We start from the raw sequence: 16,910 nt of genomic DNA, 5'->3' as shown, positions 1-16,910 counted from the left end.
TGGCGAAGACGGCAACGGCGCCGTCGAAGCCAAGGTCAAGGCCGAGGTCGCAGACCTCTGCGCCAAATTCCCGATCTATCCGAACCTGTAACTGGTCCACCCTCAAAAACGGAACGGCGCCTTGAGGCGCCGTTTTTTTTGCGTCAGATCCCTGAAAACGGTCTGGATCTCGCCCAGCGCAAATCCGATGTTTTGGGCAAGGTCCCGGGCCCCACGGTCGCCCAAGCCATTCTGGTCAATACGCGCTTTTTCCGCCCCGATCAGCCTTTCGCGCTGGTCACACCGACTCCGTGCATTCGATGTTACCGCACACAGGAGTTTGCGCCATGTTCAGACCTTGGCGCGTTGTCCGGAATCCAAGCTCAGATCAAGCCGCGCCACCACAGAAAAACCAGCAACAGTGTCGTCAGTGCCAGCATGTTGAAGGCCAGCCCCCCCAGCAGGCCAAGGAACCACCCCCATCTGCGATCCGCAAGATTGATGGACCCCAGATGTTCCTGCACCACGTCGGACGCCTTGATCAGCCTGGGGTTATCCAGAACCAGCCTCAGTTTGGGATGAGACGCCATCGCCTCGGCCCGGGCCAGAATCAAGGCCTGCTTATAGACGCGCCGCGGCAGTCGGCGCCTGGCCTTGCGGATCGATGCCTCGAGAGTCTTGTCGCGCACTCCGAGCTTTGCGCGCAGCAACACAACCGTTTCGGCGATCCGGGTCTGAATGTCTGGGTCCTGCGGCATTGGTGGCCTCCTGCGGAGGCAATCTAGCGGCAGCGTCTATGACCTACAATGGGGCTGGTCGTTTCCGGCGGTGGCTTGTATCACGCGGTACATGCTGAACACCATCATACATGGCGAACCGACCGCCCGACCGCCCCTTGTCATTGCCCACGGCCTGTATGGATCGGCCCGAAACTGGGGCGTGATTGCCAGACGGCTATCAGACCAGCGGCAGGTTGTGGCCGTCGATATGCGTAACCATGCCTACAGCGCGTGGGACGCTTGTCATGACTATCCCCATCTGGCGCAGGATATCGCCGAGGTCATCGAACGGATCGGCGGGACGGCGGACGTACTTGGGCATTCAATGGGCGGCAAGGCAGCGATGACACTTGCGCTGCAACACGGCGCACTGGTGAACAAACTGGTGGTCGCAGATATTGCGCCGGTGAAATACACGCACAGCCAAATTCAGTTCATCGAGGCCATGCGTGCCGTGGACTTCTCGCGCATTGCACGCCGCTCGGATGCCGAGCAACAATTGGCCGAGCAAGGCGTTGAAAAAGCATTGCAGAGCTTCTTCACCCAATCGCTGGACATCAAGGGAAAGCGTTGGTTGCTGAACCTGGACGTGTTGGCGGACCAGATGCCAAATATCATGGGCTTTCCCGAGTTGGACGCCCAGTGGTTAGGCGCCGCGCTGTTCCTGTCGGGGGGCGAGTCAGATTACGTCTTGCCGGAACATCGGGCCAAGATCCGCGCTCTGTTTCCCGGCGCGCGATTTGCCAAGATCCCCGGCGCCGGGCACTGGCTGCACGCCGAAAAACCGCGCGAGTTCGAAGCTGCCGTCAGGACCTTCCTGAACGCCTGATCAAGCGCCTTGATACAGCCGCCTGGCCACCATCCAGGATGCCGGAGCCGCGATTACGGCCCCAGCGGCCGCGGCGCCCACAATTGCGCTGACGGATACCATTCCAGCTGAAAGCACGGCAATAACGGCCGAACCAGACAGAGCAGTTGCAATCAGGGAATACAGCATAGCGGCAAGGCGAAACATGACCGGGTTTTCCTTTTGATGGCTTCCGGCCAAATATTTCACGATTCGAATGTGTTGCGCTTTGATTTGTGTCAGATGCAGACGGTTCCGAAACTAGGATTTGGCGATTTCACCGCCCCCATTCACCCAGTCCGTCAATCCACCAAGATTGTACACCCTCTGGTATCCCATATCCTTCAGGAGTTTTCCGGCCAAAGCCGCGCGCCCGCCTGATGCGCAGTACAACACGATGGGGCGATCCTTGCGCAGTGCAGGGTCATGTGATTGCAATGCATCGTCTGCTCGAAACTCCAGCATGCTCCGGGGTATATGATGCGCCCCAACGGCGCGGCCCGTGTGTTCCAGCTCATTCGCATCGCGTATGTCCAACAGCAGCGCCCCCTGTTCGGTCATCGCCTTTGCCTTGGCCGCATCGATACGCTCGACCACCGCGTTGGCCGCCTCCATCATCTCTTTCACCGTCACCGGCATGTGAGTTCTCCTTTACGTCACCGCGCAGAGGTTAACATGCGAATTTTGGAAGGTGTAGACATGGAAGGAAACGCGCGTGTTACTGCTCGCGAAACGCGCGCGACATGCTGTCTGATACCGGTTTGGCGATATAGGCCGCAAAGGTGCGCTCCTCGGTCTGGATCATGATTTCAGCGGGCATCCCCGGTGTCGGAACAAAGCCGCGCACGCGCTGCAACTCATCCGGGGTCAGTGAGACTCGTGCCAGATAGACTTCCTGCGGAACACCGGTCGAATCCTCAAGCAGCGCATCGGCCGAGATATAGAAGACCTCGCCATACAAAACAGGCGTCGTACGTTGGTTCAATGCGATCAGGCGGACTGTGGCGGTCTGCCCCGTGACGACACTGTCAATCTCGGTACGCGGAATCTGTGCCTCGATGATCAGGGGCGCATCTGCGGGCAGGATCTCGGCTATCGGTTCCCCGGTCTCAATCACACCGCCCGGCGTGTGATAATGCAATCGCACCACCGTTCCAGTTACCGGCGCACGCACCACGGCCCGGTCAAGAACGCTGCGCGCCTGTCGGGATTTTTCACGCACGCTTTCCAGATCAGCTTCGATCACGCCCAGTTCATCCAGTGCGGCCTCACGATAGGCGGACCGCGTACGCGCGATCTGTTCGTCATATTTCAGCAGCATCTGGTTGATTTCAGCGGCTTCCGCCTGCAACCGGGCCTGCTGACCTTCGGCTTCGGCCTGAACACGACGGATGGTGTTCAGCTCTCCTTTGCGGACAAGGCCCTTTTCGAACAGTTGGCTCTTGGCCTCGAACTCCTCCTGCAAGATCTCGGCGCGCCGTGCCATGCTGTCCAGCTGCGCCTCAAATCCGCTTGATCGGATTTTCAGTGCTTCCATGTTGCGCTCCAGCAGGGCTAAGTCATTCAGCAGCGTCTTGCGCGACACATCGAAGCTGAGCTTTTGCCCATCCAGAATGGCCATTACTTCAGGATCGTCGGATGCTTCGACAAGCGCCTGCGAAAACACGAGGCGGTCGCGCTCCCCGTACTCGGCCAGCAACCGCTCGGTCATGGCCTGAAGGCGCAGCTTGCGAATATGCAATTCACGTTCATTGGCCTGGGCCGAGGTCTGGTCCAGGGTCATCAGAACCTGACCTGCCTGAACCGCCTGACCTTCCACAACCTTGATGTCTTCGATGATGCCGCCTTCAAGATGTTGGACAATCTTGTTGCGGCCCGTGGCCACAAAGCTGCCTTGCGCGATGACCGCTGCGGCCAGCGGGGCACTGAAGGACCATACCCCGAAACCGCCGAAGCACACGACAAGCAAGACCACCCCGATCACTATCAACCTGTTGATCGAGCGCGGAACCTCGGCATACCAAACTTCTGGTTCATTGTCTAAGTTGTTCACAGGTACGAGGTCATTCATGGTCAGCCCCCCTGCTGGCCTTCAATTCCAGTCTGCTTGCGCGGCCCGTTGATCTGCTGAAGAACCTGATCACGTTGACCAAACAGGGCCACACGCCCGTCCGTCAGCAGCATGATCTTGTCGACAACATTCAACAACGTTGGCTTCTGCGTAATGACGACAACGGTGATCTTGCTTTGACGCGCCTGTTCGATCGCACATGCCAGCGCCTTGTCGCCCGCGACGTCGAGATTTGAATTCGGTTCATCCAGCACAACCATTCTGGGGTTGCCGAAGAACGCCCGCGCCAGTGCGATACGCTGCTTCTGACCACCGGACAAAGGCGAGCCATCAGCGGCCACCACGGTCTCATATCCCTGCGGCAGCGTTGCAATCATGTTGTGAACATCGGCCAGAACGGCGGCATCGTGGATCTGTTCGTCAGTGGCATCCGCCCGCATCCGGCCGATATTGTCCTTGATCGTGCCCGGGAACAGCTGAACATCCTGCGGCAGGTAGCCGATGCTTTCGCCAAACTGGCGCGGGTCCCAGTTTCGGATGTCCATCAGGTCAAGCCTTACGCTGCCCGATGTGGGCAGAATGGATCCCACCAGAGTTTTCCCAAGCGTGGTTTTCCCGGCACCGGAATTACCAATGATGGCCAAAGTTTCACCGGGAACCAGCGAGAACGTGATGCCGTTCAGAACCACGCGTTTGGTTCCGCCCGGTACATAGAGCAGGCGTTCGACATCCAGCCGACCTTCGGGGCGTGGCAGACGCAGTTTTTCGTATTGCAGGGCCGAGGTCGACAACAGCGCCTTGATCCGGCCGTAAGCTCCGCGCGTCAGCAGATAGCTGTTCCACCCTTCAATCGAACCTTCGATTGGCGCAAAGGCACGTCCGGCAATGATCGAGGCCGCAATCACCATACCGCCTGTGATCTCTCCTTGCAGCGCCAGAAACGCGCCCCAACCCAGAATTCCGATCTGCGTCAAAAGGCGAACGGCGCGCGAGATTGAAGCGAAGATCACGTTGCGGTCCTGCGCCCGCACCTGCCAGGTCAGCGATTGGGCAGTGTCCCGCCCCCAGATCCGCACGGCTTCGGGGATCATTGCCAAGGCGTTGATGATCTGGCTGTTGCGAGACATCGAATCCAGATGCAGGTTCGCCATGGACTGTGCCTTGTTGGCCTCGGCAAACGGCTTGGCAGTCATTTTCTGGTTGATCAGCGCAATCGTCATCAAGATCAGCGCAGTAACCACCACGATCATGCCCAGTTGCGGATGAACCAGGAAAATCATCAGGATGAACAGCGGCGCAAACGGCACGTCCAGAAATGAAAGCAGCGTGCCCGAGACCAGAAAACCGCGAAGCTGTTGCAGATCGCCCAATGTCTGATACTCGCGCCCGTTTCCGTGCAGCGACGCATGGGCCGCCGCGCTCAGAACCGGTGCACCCAGCCGGGCCGCCACTTCGACCCCGGTCCGCATGAGCATGAACCGCCGCACCGCATCAAAAGCAGACTGGAAGATCACCGCCCCTGCCACGATGGCCGTCAGCATGATCAGCGTATCCAGCGACCGGCTGGTCAGAACACGGTCACTGATCTGGAACAGATAGATCGGGATCGCCAGGATCAGGATGTTCGTGGCGCAGGTCAGGACCAGAACAAACGCAAGATTGCGCCGGATCGCCCGCATCGAAACGCGCAACGTGCGCTGGAAATCTTCGGGCGGGGTGCGTTTGTGGAAGGTTTGGGGTGGCCCGTTCCCATCACCGCCGCCGGAATTCGTTTGCAACAGTGGCTGGTTTGCCTTGGCCTCGATCGTGGTGCCTATGCCGTTCTCACCGGATGAGCGTGCAGAGGGGGTCTTGCGCGCAGTCGAGTCCCCGGCGGATGCCGGATCCGGGCCGTCGGCGTCGGCCACCCCATTGCCGCCACCCGCCGTTTCTTCATCTTGCGCGGGTTGCGGCTGCGCACGCTGATGGGGAGGATCAGCGCGCCGTCGTTCACGTGAGTGTTTTTGGTCTTCGGATTGCTGTGGCGCTTCGGTTTTAACCGTCGAATCTGGATCTGACTCAGACACGCGCATCTCCTGCGTCAGGTGCAACCGGGCTTTGACACGTTGTTTCGCTGGATCTGCCCCACCGTCTGCGCGCTGGCGCTTCGGGCCCAAACCGCCCTGCCTGTCCAAGGGACTGGATAAGAGTGGACGGCGCGACGAAAAAACAATCGACATATACAAACCTTCTGGTCACTCGATAAAAACTTGGGGGGTCAGGCCAGCATGGATTGCAGGCCGTCATCTGGTGTCGTTGTGTCAGTGGATTGTGCGTCCAGTGCCAGGGCGGCATCCGGTTGCGGCACAGACATGTCCGCCATGATTGCGGCGATCGCCTCGTTGGTCATATCTGTGATTTCTTGGTTGTCTGGCACGTCAATCAGGCTGGCCTGATGAAGCAGCAGGTCAGAATAAGATCCGTCAGCGGCCATAACCGTCGAATCCACACCCATTTTGGTCAGATTGACAGAGTTCAACAGGGCGTTGCTGCCTGCGACGACATCGGTATCGGCGGCACTTGGACCGGACAGGTCAATTTGATCCTGATCCAGCATCATGGTGACCTGTTCAACAATGTTCACCTGCAACAAGTCTCCGTCGATCTTGAGCACGCGCAACTGTTCCATTCCTGCGAACAAGGGATCGTTGAGCAGCGCGTTCTCCAAGGCATCGATGTCCGTTTGATCAAGCGCCATGGCGTCGGACAGGTTCTGCTGCAGATCCTGATGTGTATCTGCGCCTATCGTTTTGACCGACGCGTCATTCATGATCACGTTTTCATCATCTCCGGCCATTGCGCCGGGCATACCGCCGTTGATGATATCGTCATCCATCAGGGCGTTGGTCTGGTACAACATGTCCACGGAAATCATATTCCCGTCGATCATGATCAGGTCGTAAAAGCTGCCCAGCTGCACGATGTCGGTGACATTGAACATTTCGTTGTCGCCCAGCGCGTACAGGGTCGATGCGGCCGAAATCTCGGTCTGTATGTTGTCTATATCCGTGGCGTCGATAGCTTGCTTGACGAAGTTGGCCACAACCAGATCACCTGGGACCCAATCCACAACGATGAACTCGGGCTGTCCGGTTGTTCCGGTGCCATTGTCCAGCCAGGGGGCCTCTCGGCCTTCGACTTCGATCTTCGAGGACTGAATCACATTGGTGCCGCTGCCCGTTCCCGGCGCCCCCACATCCCAATCTGACACAAGCGCGACCTGGCTGATGGCGGTCAGGCTGATCGCCTGCCCTCCGACGGCGATATAGGGGGCATCAACCCAACCTATAGATGCCGAGACAGCATTGATCGCAAGGTTCCCTCCGGTCACGACCAGGTGTCCGTCGTCAAAGTCTGGATCTTTCGACTGATCCCACTCGGCCGGAAGCATGGCCTCTGTCTCATCCTCTCCGGCTTCATCCGGCTGATGGAACGCAGGCAGGATGTCTGTCCATACCGGAGCTTCGTCAACGTACTTGCCGTTTACGATCACCCCCAACGCATCATCGCCATGAAACTGATGTACCGTGACCCCGTCTATATTCGCGTTTGCCGGGGCCAACATCTGTTCGGCCAGCGCCTCGAGCATTTCGGTCGACTTGTAATCCGCGAGCGAAAGCGAAGGGGCCGCCATGGCATGAAGCGACAGCGCCATGTCCATCATCTCTTCGCCCTGGGCGATCAGCGCTTCGGTATCGCGAAAGTCCCCTTCTCCCACCGTGTCGTTGTCGCGCATGACCACCTTTTGCACGGTGAATGTCAGTGCCGAACCCAATGGCACCGTATCCGGTCGCAGAATAATCAGTTCCGGTGCAGAAGACGGGCCGGATATGCTGTCTGGAACAAATCGCGTGGATTCCGCGCTGTCACCGTTAAGGATGATAACCGACTCATGCACCGGCCCGACAGGAGCTTTTGGCAACGGAAGTTCTGGTTGAGAGGGAAGAAAATTGAATGGTAGGGCTTTGTATTCGCCCGCTGGGATATCCAGATCAGCTTTGATGTTGATCGAGGTAGGCTCTTCAAGCCCGTCTATTTCGGCTTTACGCCTCAGGGCGCTGAATTCCTCGTACTGATCCCTCAGGCGGGCTTGTTCTATCGTAAGCTCAAAAGTTCCAACAAAATGCGCTATCGTTTCCGTAATACCGTCAAGTGCCATGTCGGTTATCCTTTTTGCCCGCGGCGGCTCGTAATTTCCGCTTTGGGTTCAGTTGGGCCGGGGCCGCGTTTTGCGGCCCCGGCATTTTCGAAGGGTAGCAAGGCCCGAAAATGCGAGCCCCGCCTTTTGACTTAAACGTCCGTGTCGTCGCTGGCGTGGGACATGGTCATCGAACCACCCACCATGGTCGTATCGACCGTGTTGCCCAGGACGTTGGCGCCCATGATGATCGACTGGTTGAACGCAGACGTATCAACGACAGCTGCCGCCGATGCATAGGACTCGCCGGTCACGATGCCATCGCCACCATTGTTCGCGCCCCAGGCACCACCATTGCCGCCGGCACCACCGTCACCTGAATAGGCGCCGCCACCGTTACCACCGGTGATCATGCCACCCATGGTATCGCCTGAAGTTGCAGTGCCCATCGAAGCTCCGCTGGTTCCGCCGTTCGCGGCGGATGCGCCACCGGCACCACCGTTGCCCGAGTCAGCCGCACCAGCTGCGTCGCCCGACCCAGTCGATGTGGCATCATTGTCGGAACTGCCTTCGCCACCGTATCCGGCAATTGCTTCGGCCAAGCTGTCAGCCGCACCGTTTGTGTCGGCGTCTCCGAAGATGTCGGCAGCTCCGCCGTTGCCTGCGGTATTGGCCGCGTCGGCAGACCCGGCTCCGTTGCCGGTTGACGTCGATGTTGGCGTTGTGCTACCGCCCGCGCCGCCGTCGCCGTCGGCAGCCGATGTTCCGGTACCGGCCGCATCCGCTGCGCCATCTGCTGCGTTCGACCCGCCGTCACCGCCGCTGCCGTCGGTGTCCTGCGAGTTGCTGGCCGCGCCGTTCACGTCGCCTGGGCTCTGGTCGATATCCGGCCCGCTTGCCGACTGATCGCCAACACCCTGCGCATCGGAATCCGCATCAGCGGTCCCACCGGAGCCGTCGCCGCCCGAGCCGTCGCCACCTGAACCGTCGCCGGCCGTGCCGTCGCCACCGGTGCCGTCACCGCCGGTACCGTCGCCGCCTTCGCCTGCTTCGGCGTCAATCATGCCCAGCTCTTCCTGCAAAGCCATGATTGCAGCTTCGACCATCGCGCCGAATCCACCTTCGCCGTCGCCGCCGGTACCGTCGCCACCGGTGCCGTCACCGCCAGTGCCGTCACCGCCGGATCCGTCACCACCGGTTCCCGTTCCGCCAGAGCCGTCAGCCGAGCTGTCCGCGCCGCTGTCAGCAGAACCATCCGCAGTGTTGTCACCCGCAGTGGCGTCATTCGCATCGGTGTTGCTGTCGCTGGTGTTCGAAGCTGAACCATCTGCCGCAGCATTACCATCGCCACCATCCGCGCCGGACGCATCCGCAGCGTTGTCCGCCGTTCCGGTCCCGGTTCCTGTCGAGTCGGAATCGCTGTCGCCGCCGTTTGCGTTACCGGCTGCGTTCGAACCGGACAGACCCAGGCCCAGACCCAGACCAAACGAATCCGCGCTGCCGCCGGCTCCGCCGGTTCCGCTGCCATCGGCACTTGTGCTGCCATCATTGTCGGACGAAGCCGAACTATCCGCGGCACCGCCATCTCCACCGGCGCTGTCACCGTCGGACCCTGCGCCCGCCATACCAACACCATTGCTGGCATTGCTTGCGTCACCGGTCGATCCGCCCCGGCCGGCGCTGGAATCGGCATCTGCACTGCCGGTATCACCACCGTCAGCCCACGCGTGGCTGCCCAAGGTTGATGAATCGGCCGCTCCACCGTAACTGGTTCCACCGTCGCCCGATTTTCCACCGTTGGCATCCGAGCTGATACCTTCAGCCGCAGTTGCCGTGCCGCCATTGGCATCGCCGTTCTGGGTGAAGTCGGCGTTGTTGGATACGGTCGGTGAATCAAGCGTGTCGTCGTCGCTCAGGCTGGCGACCTGGCTGTTCACGGATGACATTGCCGTTCCGGCGTCGTCCATCGAGATATCCAGATTCATGTCATCGCCTGGATCATAGGTCAGATCGCGGCCAGCAGTGATCACGTCACCCACTGTCGCCGAGTCACCAAGATCCAGATCAACCTGATCATCGTCGCGCGGAATCCACTCACCGCCGCCGAAATCGATGTTGATTGAGTTGCTGTTGGAGTTGTCGTTGGTGTTGTCGCCGGCATTAAGCGTCTGGTCTTGATCCTGACCCTGGTCCTGATCCTGACCCTGGTCCTGATCCTGACCCTGGTCCTGACCTTGGTCTTGGCCCTGGCCCTGATCCTGGCCCTGCTCGTTGGCGTTTTCTACATTTTGGTCCTGCTGCTGTTGCTGCGCAGTCACATCGGCTTCGACAAGAGCCTCATCAACCTGAATTTCAACATCAACCGGAGCTTCCAGGTTTTCGACAACAATTTCGTCAACGGTCGTTACGTTTGTATTGTTTACATTACGTCTCATAACAAATTCCCATTTCTGGAACGCCTGACCGCCATTCATCTACAAAGCGGCAACGGGCGTGATTGAAACTAAAATACCCGCACAGCGTTCAAACACGCTGAATGCGGTCCACCGTCGTTTTCTTTAGGCCACCTCCTTTCCCGGCTAAGCCGAATACGCGACCGTTCACAATCGATGCTGAAATACGCAAGGAACGGGCGCGGCAGGGACAGACGCTTTCACAATTAAAGCCTGACCATGTTCGCAGTGACGCACGCTTGCGACTAGCTAACTGAAAGTTCTGGCGAGAATAAAATATTGTTTTTATTGTTTATTTTGAGAATGCAGTGGAACTTTAGCCGAACTGGATCAAGAAGTTCTAAATTAAGAAAGCAATAAAAAATAATGCAATTGTTTCCGCTGGTTACACAATGCCACACCGAAAAACCTAAACAATAGTTCTATATCTAAGGCACTTGAACTATACCGTCTGGTTGTAGAAAATCACGTTTTCAGCTACAATAAACCTCACGTAATTCTTTGATTAGTTAACTACTTTTTCACCGGCAATTCCATTTCGATAAAGCCATTTCCGGTTAACCCCGTTTTGTGAGGGAATATAATGAGTGAGTCTTTGAACAATGAAACTGGCAATCAGAGTTTTTATTCAGAAGATTTTTCGATTGTCTTCCTCGGGAAAGAACTATTCTATTCAAATCAAACTCTAAGAAGCGTTCAAACTGAATTTGGCGTCCGCGCTTTTCGCTTCGAAACACTCGAGGCAATGCACACACATGTTCCGGACAGCGGCAAGATCGTCGTTGTGGATCAGATGTTGATCGAGGACCTTTTGACGCGCGCCGATGCATACACCAAAAGTGCAGGTTCCGGCTGTCTTGCTTTCGCCTATCGCAAAGAGGAATCCGCCCGACACCTGTTCGAAGGCTGGAACCGCGCGCAGTTTGGAGATGTCGGCTTTTTACCGATGAACGTGGCACCGGACGCGTGGCGCGCCATCCTCAGACTGCTGATGCACGAGGAACTTTATCTTCCCAGCTTTCTGGCTGACTGTGTTTCACCCCCCTGTCAGCGCGCGCCCGAGAGACCACGGCAACGGGAGGCCATTACATCCAACGGCGCAGATCGGCACGTACAGTATTCCAAGCTGACACGCCGCGAAAAACAGGTTTTGCAACTGGTTTCAGAAGGCAAAAGCAACAAATTGATTGCGGCCAAGCTGGGCATCACGGAACACACGGTCAAGCTGCACATGCATAACGTTGTCGGAAAGATTGGCGTCAGCAACCGGACGGCGGCAGCTCATTTCTATTTCGAGGTTGCGCCTCATGAGGCGCAGCAGACCGCCCTTGACTGATCCGTTCGAAGCCCGGTTCGACCGCCTGATCCTTTTGGTCGGCAGGCTGAACTATATGTGGACAAACACCGAAAGCCTGCTGATCCATCTGATCGCCGGCCTAACCGGAACGTCCAAGGACGTGGCCGTAATCATCTTTCTGACTTTGAACACCACCCGCGCGCGAATAGATCTGGTTGAAAGACTTGCAAAAATGGAAGGGCGCCCTGCCCAGGTCCGAGATCCGATCCTTGAACATACGCAAAGGCTGGCCAAGCTTTCTGGCATCCGCAACAAGTACAACCATTGCATCTATTCCTTCGACCCTGAAAGCGGAAACCCGAAAACGATCCTTATGCGGATCGCTGACCGCAAAACCGACATAAAACTCGGCCGCGAAGATACCGTCGACGACAATGCCCTGCTCCAGATCGAAGCAGTCGTTGATCAGCTGTCAGCCGCGAACAGGGACATTTGGAAACTGATCCGACAATTGGGGTTTCCGGTTTAGGCTCGGTCGCACAGCAGAGTTGATTGGGCCCCTCGCAGCACCCGCGAGTCCCCCACGGCGCCACCTGCCACGCACGCATAAGTCACCGAGATTTTTTGGTGCGGGCGGTGGGACTCGAACCCACACGGGCATACGCCCTTCAGATTTTAAGTCTGATATGTCTACCATTCCATCACGCCCGCACGGCGCAGCCCCTGGGGCCGTGCAATTTCCTTACAAGCACAGCGGGATGAGAACAATGCGCTTTGACGCAGATGGACCGGGATTTTTCGGTGGAAAGCTGTGTCTGCCATCGCCGTCGATCTGCGGCTGGGTCCCTCCCCTGTTTCGAGGTCACGTGACAATCGCCTTTCCGACATCATCCCTTCCTCGGCAATCCATCTTCGCGCGGATTGCGCTGTGCGTTCACTTTGCGCATGACCTTGGTGTCGCGTCCATTTGCCACCGCTGAGAACCGTTCTTCGCCCAATCGCAAAGAAGACCTGGCCGGTTTTTCAGCGTCTTGGAATGATCCTTTGTTGGTGCTTCCATCGTTTACAAATAAAAATATTCATTTTAATGATTTCGTATGAGTGAAATTCCTTTGTCCCGACGCAGCTTCCTGTTCAATGCCACGTGTCTTGCGGCACTTGGAGCTCAAGCCAGAATCGTTCAGGCAGAGCTGCGGCTCGGTCCTTCAGCCCGAATTGCGACCGTGTCAGACGGATACCTGTCATTGCCACCTGATGTTGTTTTCGGAGCCATGCCCAAAGAGGCGGTCGAGCAATTCCTGACCCGCTATCAAGCGGACGCGACCAAGTACGAGCCAGAGTGCAACGTCACGCTTTATCGGGATGACGAAAACACCGTGCTGTTCGATGCTGGAGCGGGGCCGGACTTCATGCCCACATCGGGCAAACTTATGGAAACTTTTAAAGCAATTGGCTTGTCGCCCGAAAGTGTCACGCATGTGGTTTTCACCCACGCGCACCCGGATCATATCTGGGGTGTTCTGGATGATTTCGACGACCTGCTTTTCCCTAATGCGACGCACCTCATTGGACGCAAAGAATGGGATTACTGGTGGAACCCCTCAACGGTGGACACGATAGGTGACGATCGCACCGCGTTCGCGGCCGGTGCAAAACGGCGATTGGAAGCAATCGAGGATCAGGTCGCGTTCTTCGAGGATGGGCAAGAGATACTTCCGGGCATTGCGGCACGGGCAAGTTTTGGGCACACGCCCGGTCACATGGCTTTTGAGCTTCGAAATGGGAATGAGGCCGTGATGGTCGTCGGCGACGCGCTGGGAAATCCGCACGTGGCCTTTGAACACCCCGATTGGCACAGTGGAACGGATCAGGATCCCCAGGTCGCCGCAGCTGCGCGTTACTCACTTCTGGATCAGGTTTCCGAAGAGGAAATGAGAATAATCGGCTTCCACCTGCCGAACGGTGGAATTGGCCGCGTCGAAAAGACCGGTCCTGCCTACAGATTCATTGGAGAGGCGTCATGATACGATCACTCATGATTGCGGTTGCTTTCGTCACACCGGCCTGGGCAAGCGAGGATATTGCAGACCAGTATCCGCAAAGCGTTCTGTATTCCAAGCCGGTCGAATTCATCCCTGGCGTCTATTCCGCCATTGGCGCAACCGCTCCGCCGACCTACGAAAACTCTGGTCACAACAACAACCTGAGCTTCATCGTAACAGGTGAGGGCGTGGTCGTTGTCAACGGCGGAGCCGCCTATGTCCTTGCCCAAGCGCTTCACAAGGAAATTCAGGCGATTACGGATCAGCCGGTCACGCTTGTCTTCAACGAGAACGGTCAGGGGCACGCGATGCTTGGCAATGCCTACTGGTCGGAAATCGGGGTTCCAATCGTCGCCCATTCGGATGCAGCAGCTGAGTTCGAGGAATATGGCCCTCAGATTCTGGAGGGAATGAAACGATACAATCAGGACAAGGCAGAGGGCACGTTTCTGGCAGGCCCAACCGAGACATTCGATGATGAATACGTGATCGAGATGGGCGACTTCCGGATCGAGGCCAAATACCTCGGACCGGCCCACAGCCCCGGCGATATCTCGATCTGGTTGCCGAACCAAAGCCTTGTCATCGCGGGTGACATGGCATTCCACGAGCGCATGCTGCCGATCTTTCAAGAGACCTATACCGCGGATTGGCTGGAAACCTGGGACAACGAGTTCGAGGCTTTGAATGCCACATATGTCATACCCGGGCACGGTCATCCCACAAATATGGATCAGGTGCGCCGCTATACGCGCGATTACCTGGTGTATCTACGAACCAGGATTCAAGAACATATGGATGCGGGCGGCGATCTGACCGAAGCCTATTATGTCGATCAGTCCCCCTATGCCCATTTGGACGCGTTCGAGGAACTGGCAACCAAGAACGCCGGGCGCGTTTTCGAACAGATGGAGTTCGAGTAAGTCAGGAATGCTGCAATACCGGCAGCCGCATCAAAAACCTGTGCGTTCCTATCGCCCCAACCCACATGAAGAAAACTGCAAGCCAGGCTGTCAATGACAGGGCGGACCCGCCTGAAAGTCCCGCGCCCACGGCGCAACCTCCGGCCAGCATCGCCCCGAATCCCATGAGGACAGCTCCGACGAGGTACCGTTCCATCGGAGTGTCCGAGCCAAAACGCTCGATCCTCCACTCGCTGGAAATGATGGCAGATCCTGCTGCCCCAATGGCCACGCCCGGCACAAGACCGATACCGAAAGACAGCACCACATTTCGCTCTGCAACCAACGCCATCAGCGTGTCTGTGGCCGGGCCGGTAAACGTCACCGAAGACACGGGGACGACCTCAAAAGATGCCTGCGCGATGGAAAACGTCATGAACCAGCCAAGCGCCACTGCCCCGCCAACTCCGGCGGCTGTCACGATCTTTGCAGGCGCGACTTTCCTGTGAAGGGCAAACACGATCGACAAGACAAATCCAATTGCGGCGACGGCCGAATAGACCGATGGGGGGAACCCCATTATTTCTGCAAGATCGCGCTCTGCACCTCCTGAGATGGTCCACAGACCGGAAATCGCTTCACGGGCCGGGCTGAGAACGCCTGTGTAGGCGGCCTGAGCCACCAAGGTCAAAATCAACCCTGTCACAAGTGCTCGTAGATTGCCGCACGAGGCCAACACCAGCAGGCGAGATGCGCATCCGCGCGCAAGAACCATGCCGATGCCAAACATCGCCCCACCAAAAACCGCACCGCTAAGGCTGCCGGTGGACGCGATGGCGCGTGCCTCGGAAAGGTCCAGCAATTCAAGCGAGACAAGCGCCTGTACAAGCGTCAGTGCCGCGGTAAAGGCGATCAGCCAAACCGCCAAGCGGGGGCCAAACTTACCTTCGGCGACTTCCACCGTCGATGCGCGCAAACAAAAATGGGACTTCTGAGCCGTCACGCCGAACAGGATACCGACCAGCACTCCGGCAAACGCCAGGGTGCCCGGGTCTCCCAGCAAATCGATGAGCCTCTCCATGGACAGAAACTCTCACTTCGTTGCGTGTGTGTCTTTGTCTTTGGTCAATTCGTCAGCGTCATTGCGCAGCCATTGGCCTGCGTGCCAATTGGCATTGCGTCCATAACTCACCCAATGCAGATACCAGCCGGTCCACGTCTTCACAGGTGTGCACCGGCGACGGCGTAATCCGCAGACGTTCCGTTCCTTTGGGGACAGTTGGATAGTTGATGGGCTGGATGTAGATCCCATAATCACGCATCAGCACATCCGAAATGAATCGACACTTGACCGGATCGCCGACCATGACCGGAATGATATGGCTTGGGTTCGGTGTATGGGGAATACCCAGATCGTCCAGCCTGTCCCGGACTTCGCGCACGCGCTTTTTGTGCTGTTGCCGCTCTGCATTGCTTTGCTTCAGGTGCTTCACCGAAGCCGCAGCTCCTGCCGCCACGGCCGGAGGCAAAGCAGTGGTGAAAATAAACCCGCTGGCAAAGGACCTGACAAAGTCGACAAGCTCCTTCGACGCCGCGATGTACCCGCCGACCACGCCGAACGCCTTGCCCAAAGTCCCTTCAATCACGGTCAGGCGGTCCATCAGGCCCTCGCGCTCGGCGATGCCCCCGCCGCGCGGACCGTACAGCCCGACCGCGTGAACCTCATCCAGATAGGTCATCGCGCCATACCGGTCCGCCAGATCACAGATCCCGGCAATCGGTGCAATATCGCCGTCCATGGAATAGACGCTTTCAAACGCGATCAGCTTGGGCGCATTTGCAGGCAGGTCCGCAAGTTGCCTTTCAAGGTCTTCAAGATCGTTGTGCTTCCAGATCCGCTTTTGACAACGGCTGTGACGAATCCCCTCGATCATCGAGGCATGGTTCAATTCGTCAGACAGTACCGTGATTCCGGGGATGCGGGACGCCAAGGTTCCCAAGGCCGCCCAATTGGATACGTAGCCGGACGTGAACAGCAATGCTGCGTCCTTGCCGTGAAGGTCCGCAAGCTCCTGCTCCAGAAGCACATGTTCGTGCGTGGTCCCCGAGATATTCCGCGTCCCACCGGCACCTGCACCGCATCTGTCGATCGCCTCGTGCATGGCCGCAAGAACCTTGGGATGCTGTCCCATTCCAAGATAGTCGTTCGAGCACCAGACAGTGACTTGTTCGGGACCACCCCCTGCGTAACTGCGCGCCGTTGGAAACGCGCCGCATTGACGTTCGAGGTCTGCAAAAACCCGGTAGTTTCCTTCCTGTTTCAGTAGATCAAGTTGATCTCGAAAATACTGCCGGTAGTTCAT

14 protein-coding genes and 1 tRNA gene are annotated in these 16,910 nt (G+C 57.7%); 5 read left to right on the top strand and 10 right to left on the bottom strand.

Translation table 11 applies throughout. The annotated features are described in order from the left end of the window. Positions 1–362: 362 nt before the first annotated feature. Entirely contained in the window at positions 363–737 is a 375-nt protein-coding gene (locus ACR0I0_RS12180) for a hypothetical protein (protein WP_209547087.1), read from the bottom strand. A 91-nt stretch (positions 738–828) separates the two neighbouring features. Here ACR0I0_RS12180 and ACR0I0_RS12175 point away from each other — a divergent pair, with 91 nt between their 5' ends. After that, on the top strand, positions 829–1,587 hold the full coding sequence (locus tag ACR0I0_RS12175; protein ID WP_171724360.1) for an alpha/beta fold hydrolase: 759 nt from the start codon (positions 829–831) through the stop codon (positions 1,585–1,587). Here the strand turns inward: ACR0I0_RS12175 and ACR0I0_RS12170 are convergent, their stop codons facing one another. The 6 genes from ACR0I0_RS12170 to ACR0I0_RS12145 all read right to left on the bottom strand — a co-directional run bounded on the left by ACR0I0_RS12170 (position 1,588) and on the right by ACR0I0_RS12145 (position 10,288). Continuing rightward, positions 1,588–1,773, bottom strand: coding sequence for a hypothetical protein (locus ACR0I0_RS12170; RefSeq protein WP_152457401.1), 186 nt, complete (start codon positions 1,771–1,773; stop codon positions 1,588–1,590). A 93-nt stretch (positions 1,774–1,866) separates the two neighbouring features. Further along, a complete protein-coding gene (locus ACR0I0_RS12165) occupies positions 1,867–2,244 on the bottom strand; it encodes a rhodanese-like domain-containing protein (RefSeq protein ID WP_209835025.1) in 378 nt (125 codons plus the stop codon). A 79-nt stretch (positions 2,245–2,323) separates the two neighbouring features. Then, positions 2,324–3,676 carry an HlyD family type I secretion periplasmic adaptor subunit gene (locus tag ACR0I0_RS12160; RefSeq protein ID WP_480491602.1) on the bottom strand — a complete coding sequence of 451 codons (1,353 nt, stop codon included), beginning with the start codon at positions 3,674–3,676 and terminating at the stop codon, positions 2,324–2,326. A gap of 2 nt (positions 3,677–3,678) precedes the next feature. Continuing rightward, positions 3,679–5,895, bottom strand: a complete 2,217-nt coding sequence (locus ACR0I0_RS12155) for a type I secretion system permease/ATPase (protein ID WP_171638117.1) — start codon at positions 5,893–5,895, stop codon at positions 3,679–3,681. A gap of 38 nt (positions 5,896–5,933) precedes the next feature. Beyond that, a complete protein-coding gene (locus ACR0I0_RS12150; protein WP_480491600.1) occupies positions 5,934–7,874 on the bottom strand; it encodes a type I secretion protein in 1,941 nt (646 codons plus the stop codon). 131 nt (positions 7,875–8,005) lie between these two features. Then, positions 8,006–10,288 (bottom strand): hypothetical protein, encoded by a 2,283-nt coding sequence (locus ACR0I0_RS12145; RefSeq protein ID WP_171724365.1) that lies wholly within the window; start codon positions 10,286–10,288, stop codon positions 8,006–8,008. A 763-nt stretch (positions 10,289–11,051) separates the two neighbouring features. On the opposite strand from ACR0I0_RS12145, the gene ACR0I0_RS12140 reads away from it, so the two are divergent. Both ACR0I0_RS12140 and ACR0I0_RS12135 read left to right on the top strand, forming a co-directional pair. Next, entirely contained in the window at positions 11,052–11,642 is a 591-nt protein-coding gene (locus ACR0I0_RS12140; RefSeq protein ID WP_171638123.1) for a helix-turn-helix transcriptional regulator, read from the top strand. Then, positions 11,635–12,132, top strand: coding sequence for a hypothetical protein (locus tag ACR0I0_RS12135; protein WP_245218139.1), 498 nt, complete (start codon positions 11,635–11,637; stop codon positions 12,130–12,132). Before ACR0I0_RS12140 ends, ACR0I0_RS12135 begins: the two co-directional genes overlap by 8 nt. A gap of 96 nt (positions 12,133–12,228) precedes the next feature. Here ACR0I0_RS12135 and ACR0I0_RS12130 read toward each other — a convergent pair. Then, positions 12,229–12,314: transfer RNA gene (locus tag ACR0I0_RS12130), tRNA-Leu, on the bottom strand. A gap of 386 nt (positions 12,315–12,700) precedes the next feature. On the opposite strand from ACR0I0_RS12130, the gene ACR0I0_RS12125 reads away from it, so the two are divergent. Continuing rightward, positions 12,701–13,627 (top strand): MBL fold metallo-hydrolase, encoded by a 927-nt coding sequence (locus ACR0I0_RS12125; RefSeq protein WP_480491597.1) that lies wholly within the window; start codon positions 12,701–12,703, stop codon positions 13,625–13,627. Then, the gene (locus ACR0I0_RS12120; RefSeq protein ID WP_480491595.1) at positions 13,624–14,568 is read left to right on the top strand and encodes an MBL fold metallo-hydrolase; all 945 of its coding nucleotides are present in this window, start codon (positions 13,624–13,626) and stop codon (positions 14,566–14,568) included. Before ACR0I0_RS12125 ends, ACR0I0_RS12120 begins: the two co-directional genes overlap by 4 nt. A gap of 1 nt (position 14,569) precedes the next feature. Here the strand turns inward: ACR0I0_RS12120 and ACR0I0_RS12115 are convergent, their stop codons facing one another. After that, positions 14,570–15,628, bottom strand: a complete 1,059-nt coding sequence (locus tag ACR0I0_RS12115; RefSeq protein WP_480491592.1) for a YeeE/YedE family protein — start codon at positions 15,626–15,628, stop codon at positions 14,570–14,572. A 58-nt stretch (positions 15,629–15,686) separates the two neighbouring features. After that, positions 15,687–16,910, bottom strand: coding sequence for a 5-aminolevulinate synthase (gene hemA / locus ACR0I0_RS12110; RefSeq protein WP_171638131.1), 1,224 nt, complete (start codon positions 16,908–16,910; stop codon positions 15,687–15,689).

This window comes from Ruegeria sp. AG6 (assembly GCF_056541565.1).
Note: the sequence above shows the minus strand (reverse complement) of the source record. Positions and strands in the feature narration are given on the sequence as shown.

What these genes read in the sequence shown, in the direction of transcription:
- ACR0I0_RS12180 (WP_209547087.1), bottom strand. Translation starts at nt 737, where the DNA reads ATGCCGCAGGACCCAGACATTCAGACCCGGATCGCCGAAACGGTTGTG.
- ACR0I0_RS12175 (WP_171724360.1), top strand. Translation starts at nt 829, where the DNA reads ATGCTGAACACCATCATACATGGCGAACCGACCGCCCGACCGCCCCTT.
- ACR0I0_RS12170 (WP_152457401.1), bottom strand. Translation starts at nt 1,773, where the DNA reads ATGTTTCGCCTTGCCGCTATGCTGTATTCCCTGATTGCAACTGCTCTG.
- ACR0I0_RS12165 (WP_209835025.1), bottom strand. Translation starts at nt 2,244, where the DNA reads ATGCCGGTGACGGTGAAAGAGATGATGGAGGCGGCCAACGCGGTGGTC.
- ACR0I0_RS12160 (WP_480491602.1), bottom strand. Translation starts at nt 3,676, where the DNA reads ATGAATGACCTCGTACCTGTGAACAACTTAGACAATGAACCAGAAGTT.
- ACR0I0_RS12155 (WP_171638117.1), bottom strand. Translation starts at nt 5,895, where the DNA reads ATGTCGATTGTTTTTTCGTCGCGCCGTCCACTCTTATCCAGTCCCTTG.
- ACR0I0_RS12150 (WP_480491600.1), bottom strand. Translation starts at nt 7,874, where the DNA reads ATGGCACTTGACGGTATTACGGAAACGATAGCGCATTTTGTTGGAACT.
- ACR0I0_RS12145 (WP_171724365.1), bottom strand. Translation starts at nt 10,288, where the DNA reads ATGAGACGTAATGTAAACAATACAAACGTAACGACCGTTGACGAAATT.
- ACR0I0_RS12140 (WP_171638123.1), top strand. Translation starts at nt 11,052, where the DNA reads ATGCACACACATGTTCCGGACAGCGGCAAGATCGTCGTTGTGGATCAG.
- ACR0I0_RS12125 (WP_480491597.1), top strand. Translation starts at nt 12,701, where the DNA reads ATGAGTGAAATTCCTTTGTCCCGACGCAGCTTCCTGTTCAATGCCACG.
- ACR0I0_RS12120 (WP_480491595.1), top strand. Translation starts at nt 13,624, where the DNA reads ATGATACGATCACTCATGATTGCGGTTGCTTTCGTCACACCGGCCTGG.
- ACR0I0_RS12115 (WP_480491592.1), bottom strand. Translation starts at nt 15,628, where the DNA reads ATGGAGAGGCTCATCGATTTGCTGGGAGACCCGGGCACCCTGGCGTTT.
- hemA (WP_171638131.1), bottom strand. Translation starts at nt 16,910, where the DNA reads ATGAACTACCGGCAGTATTTTCGAGATCAACTTGATCTACTGAAACAG.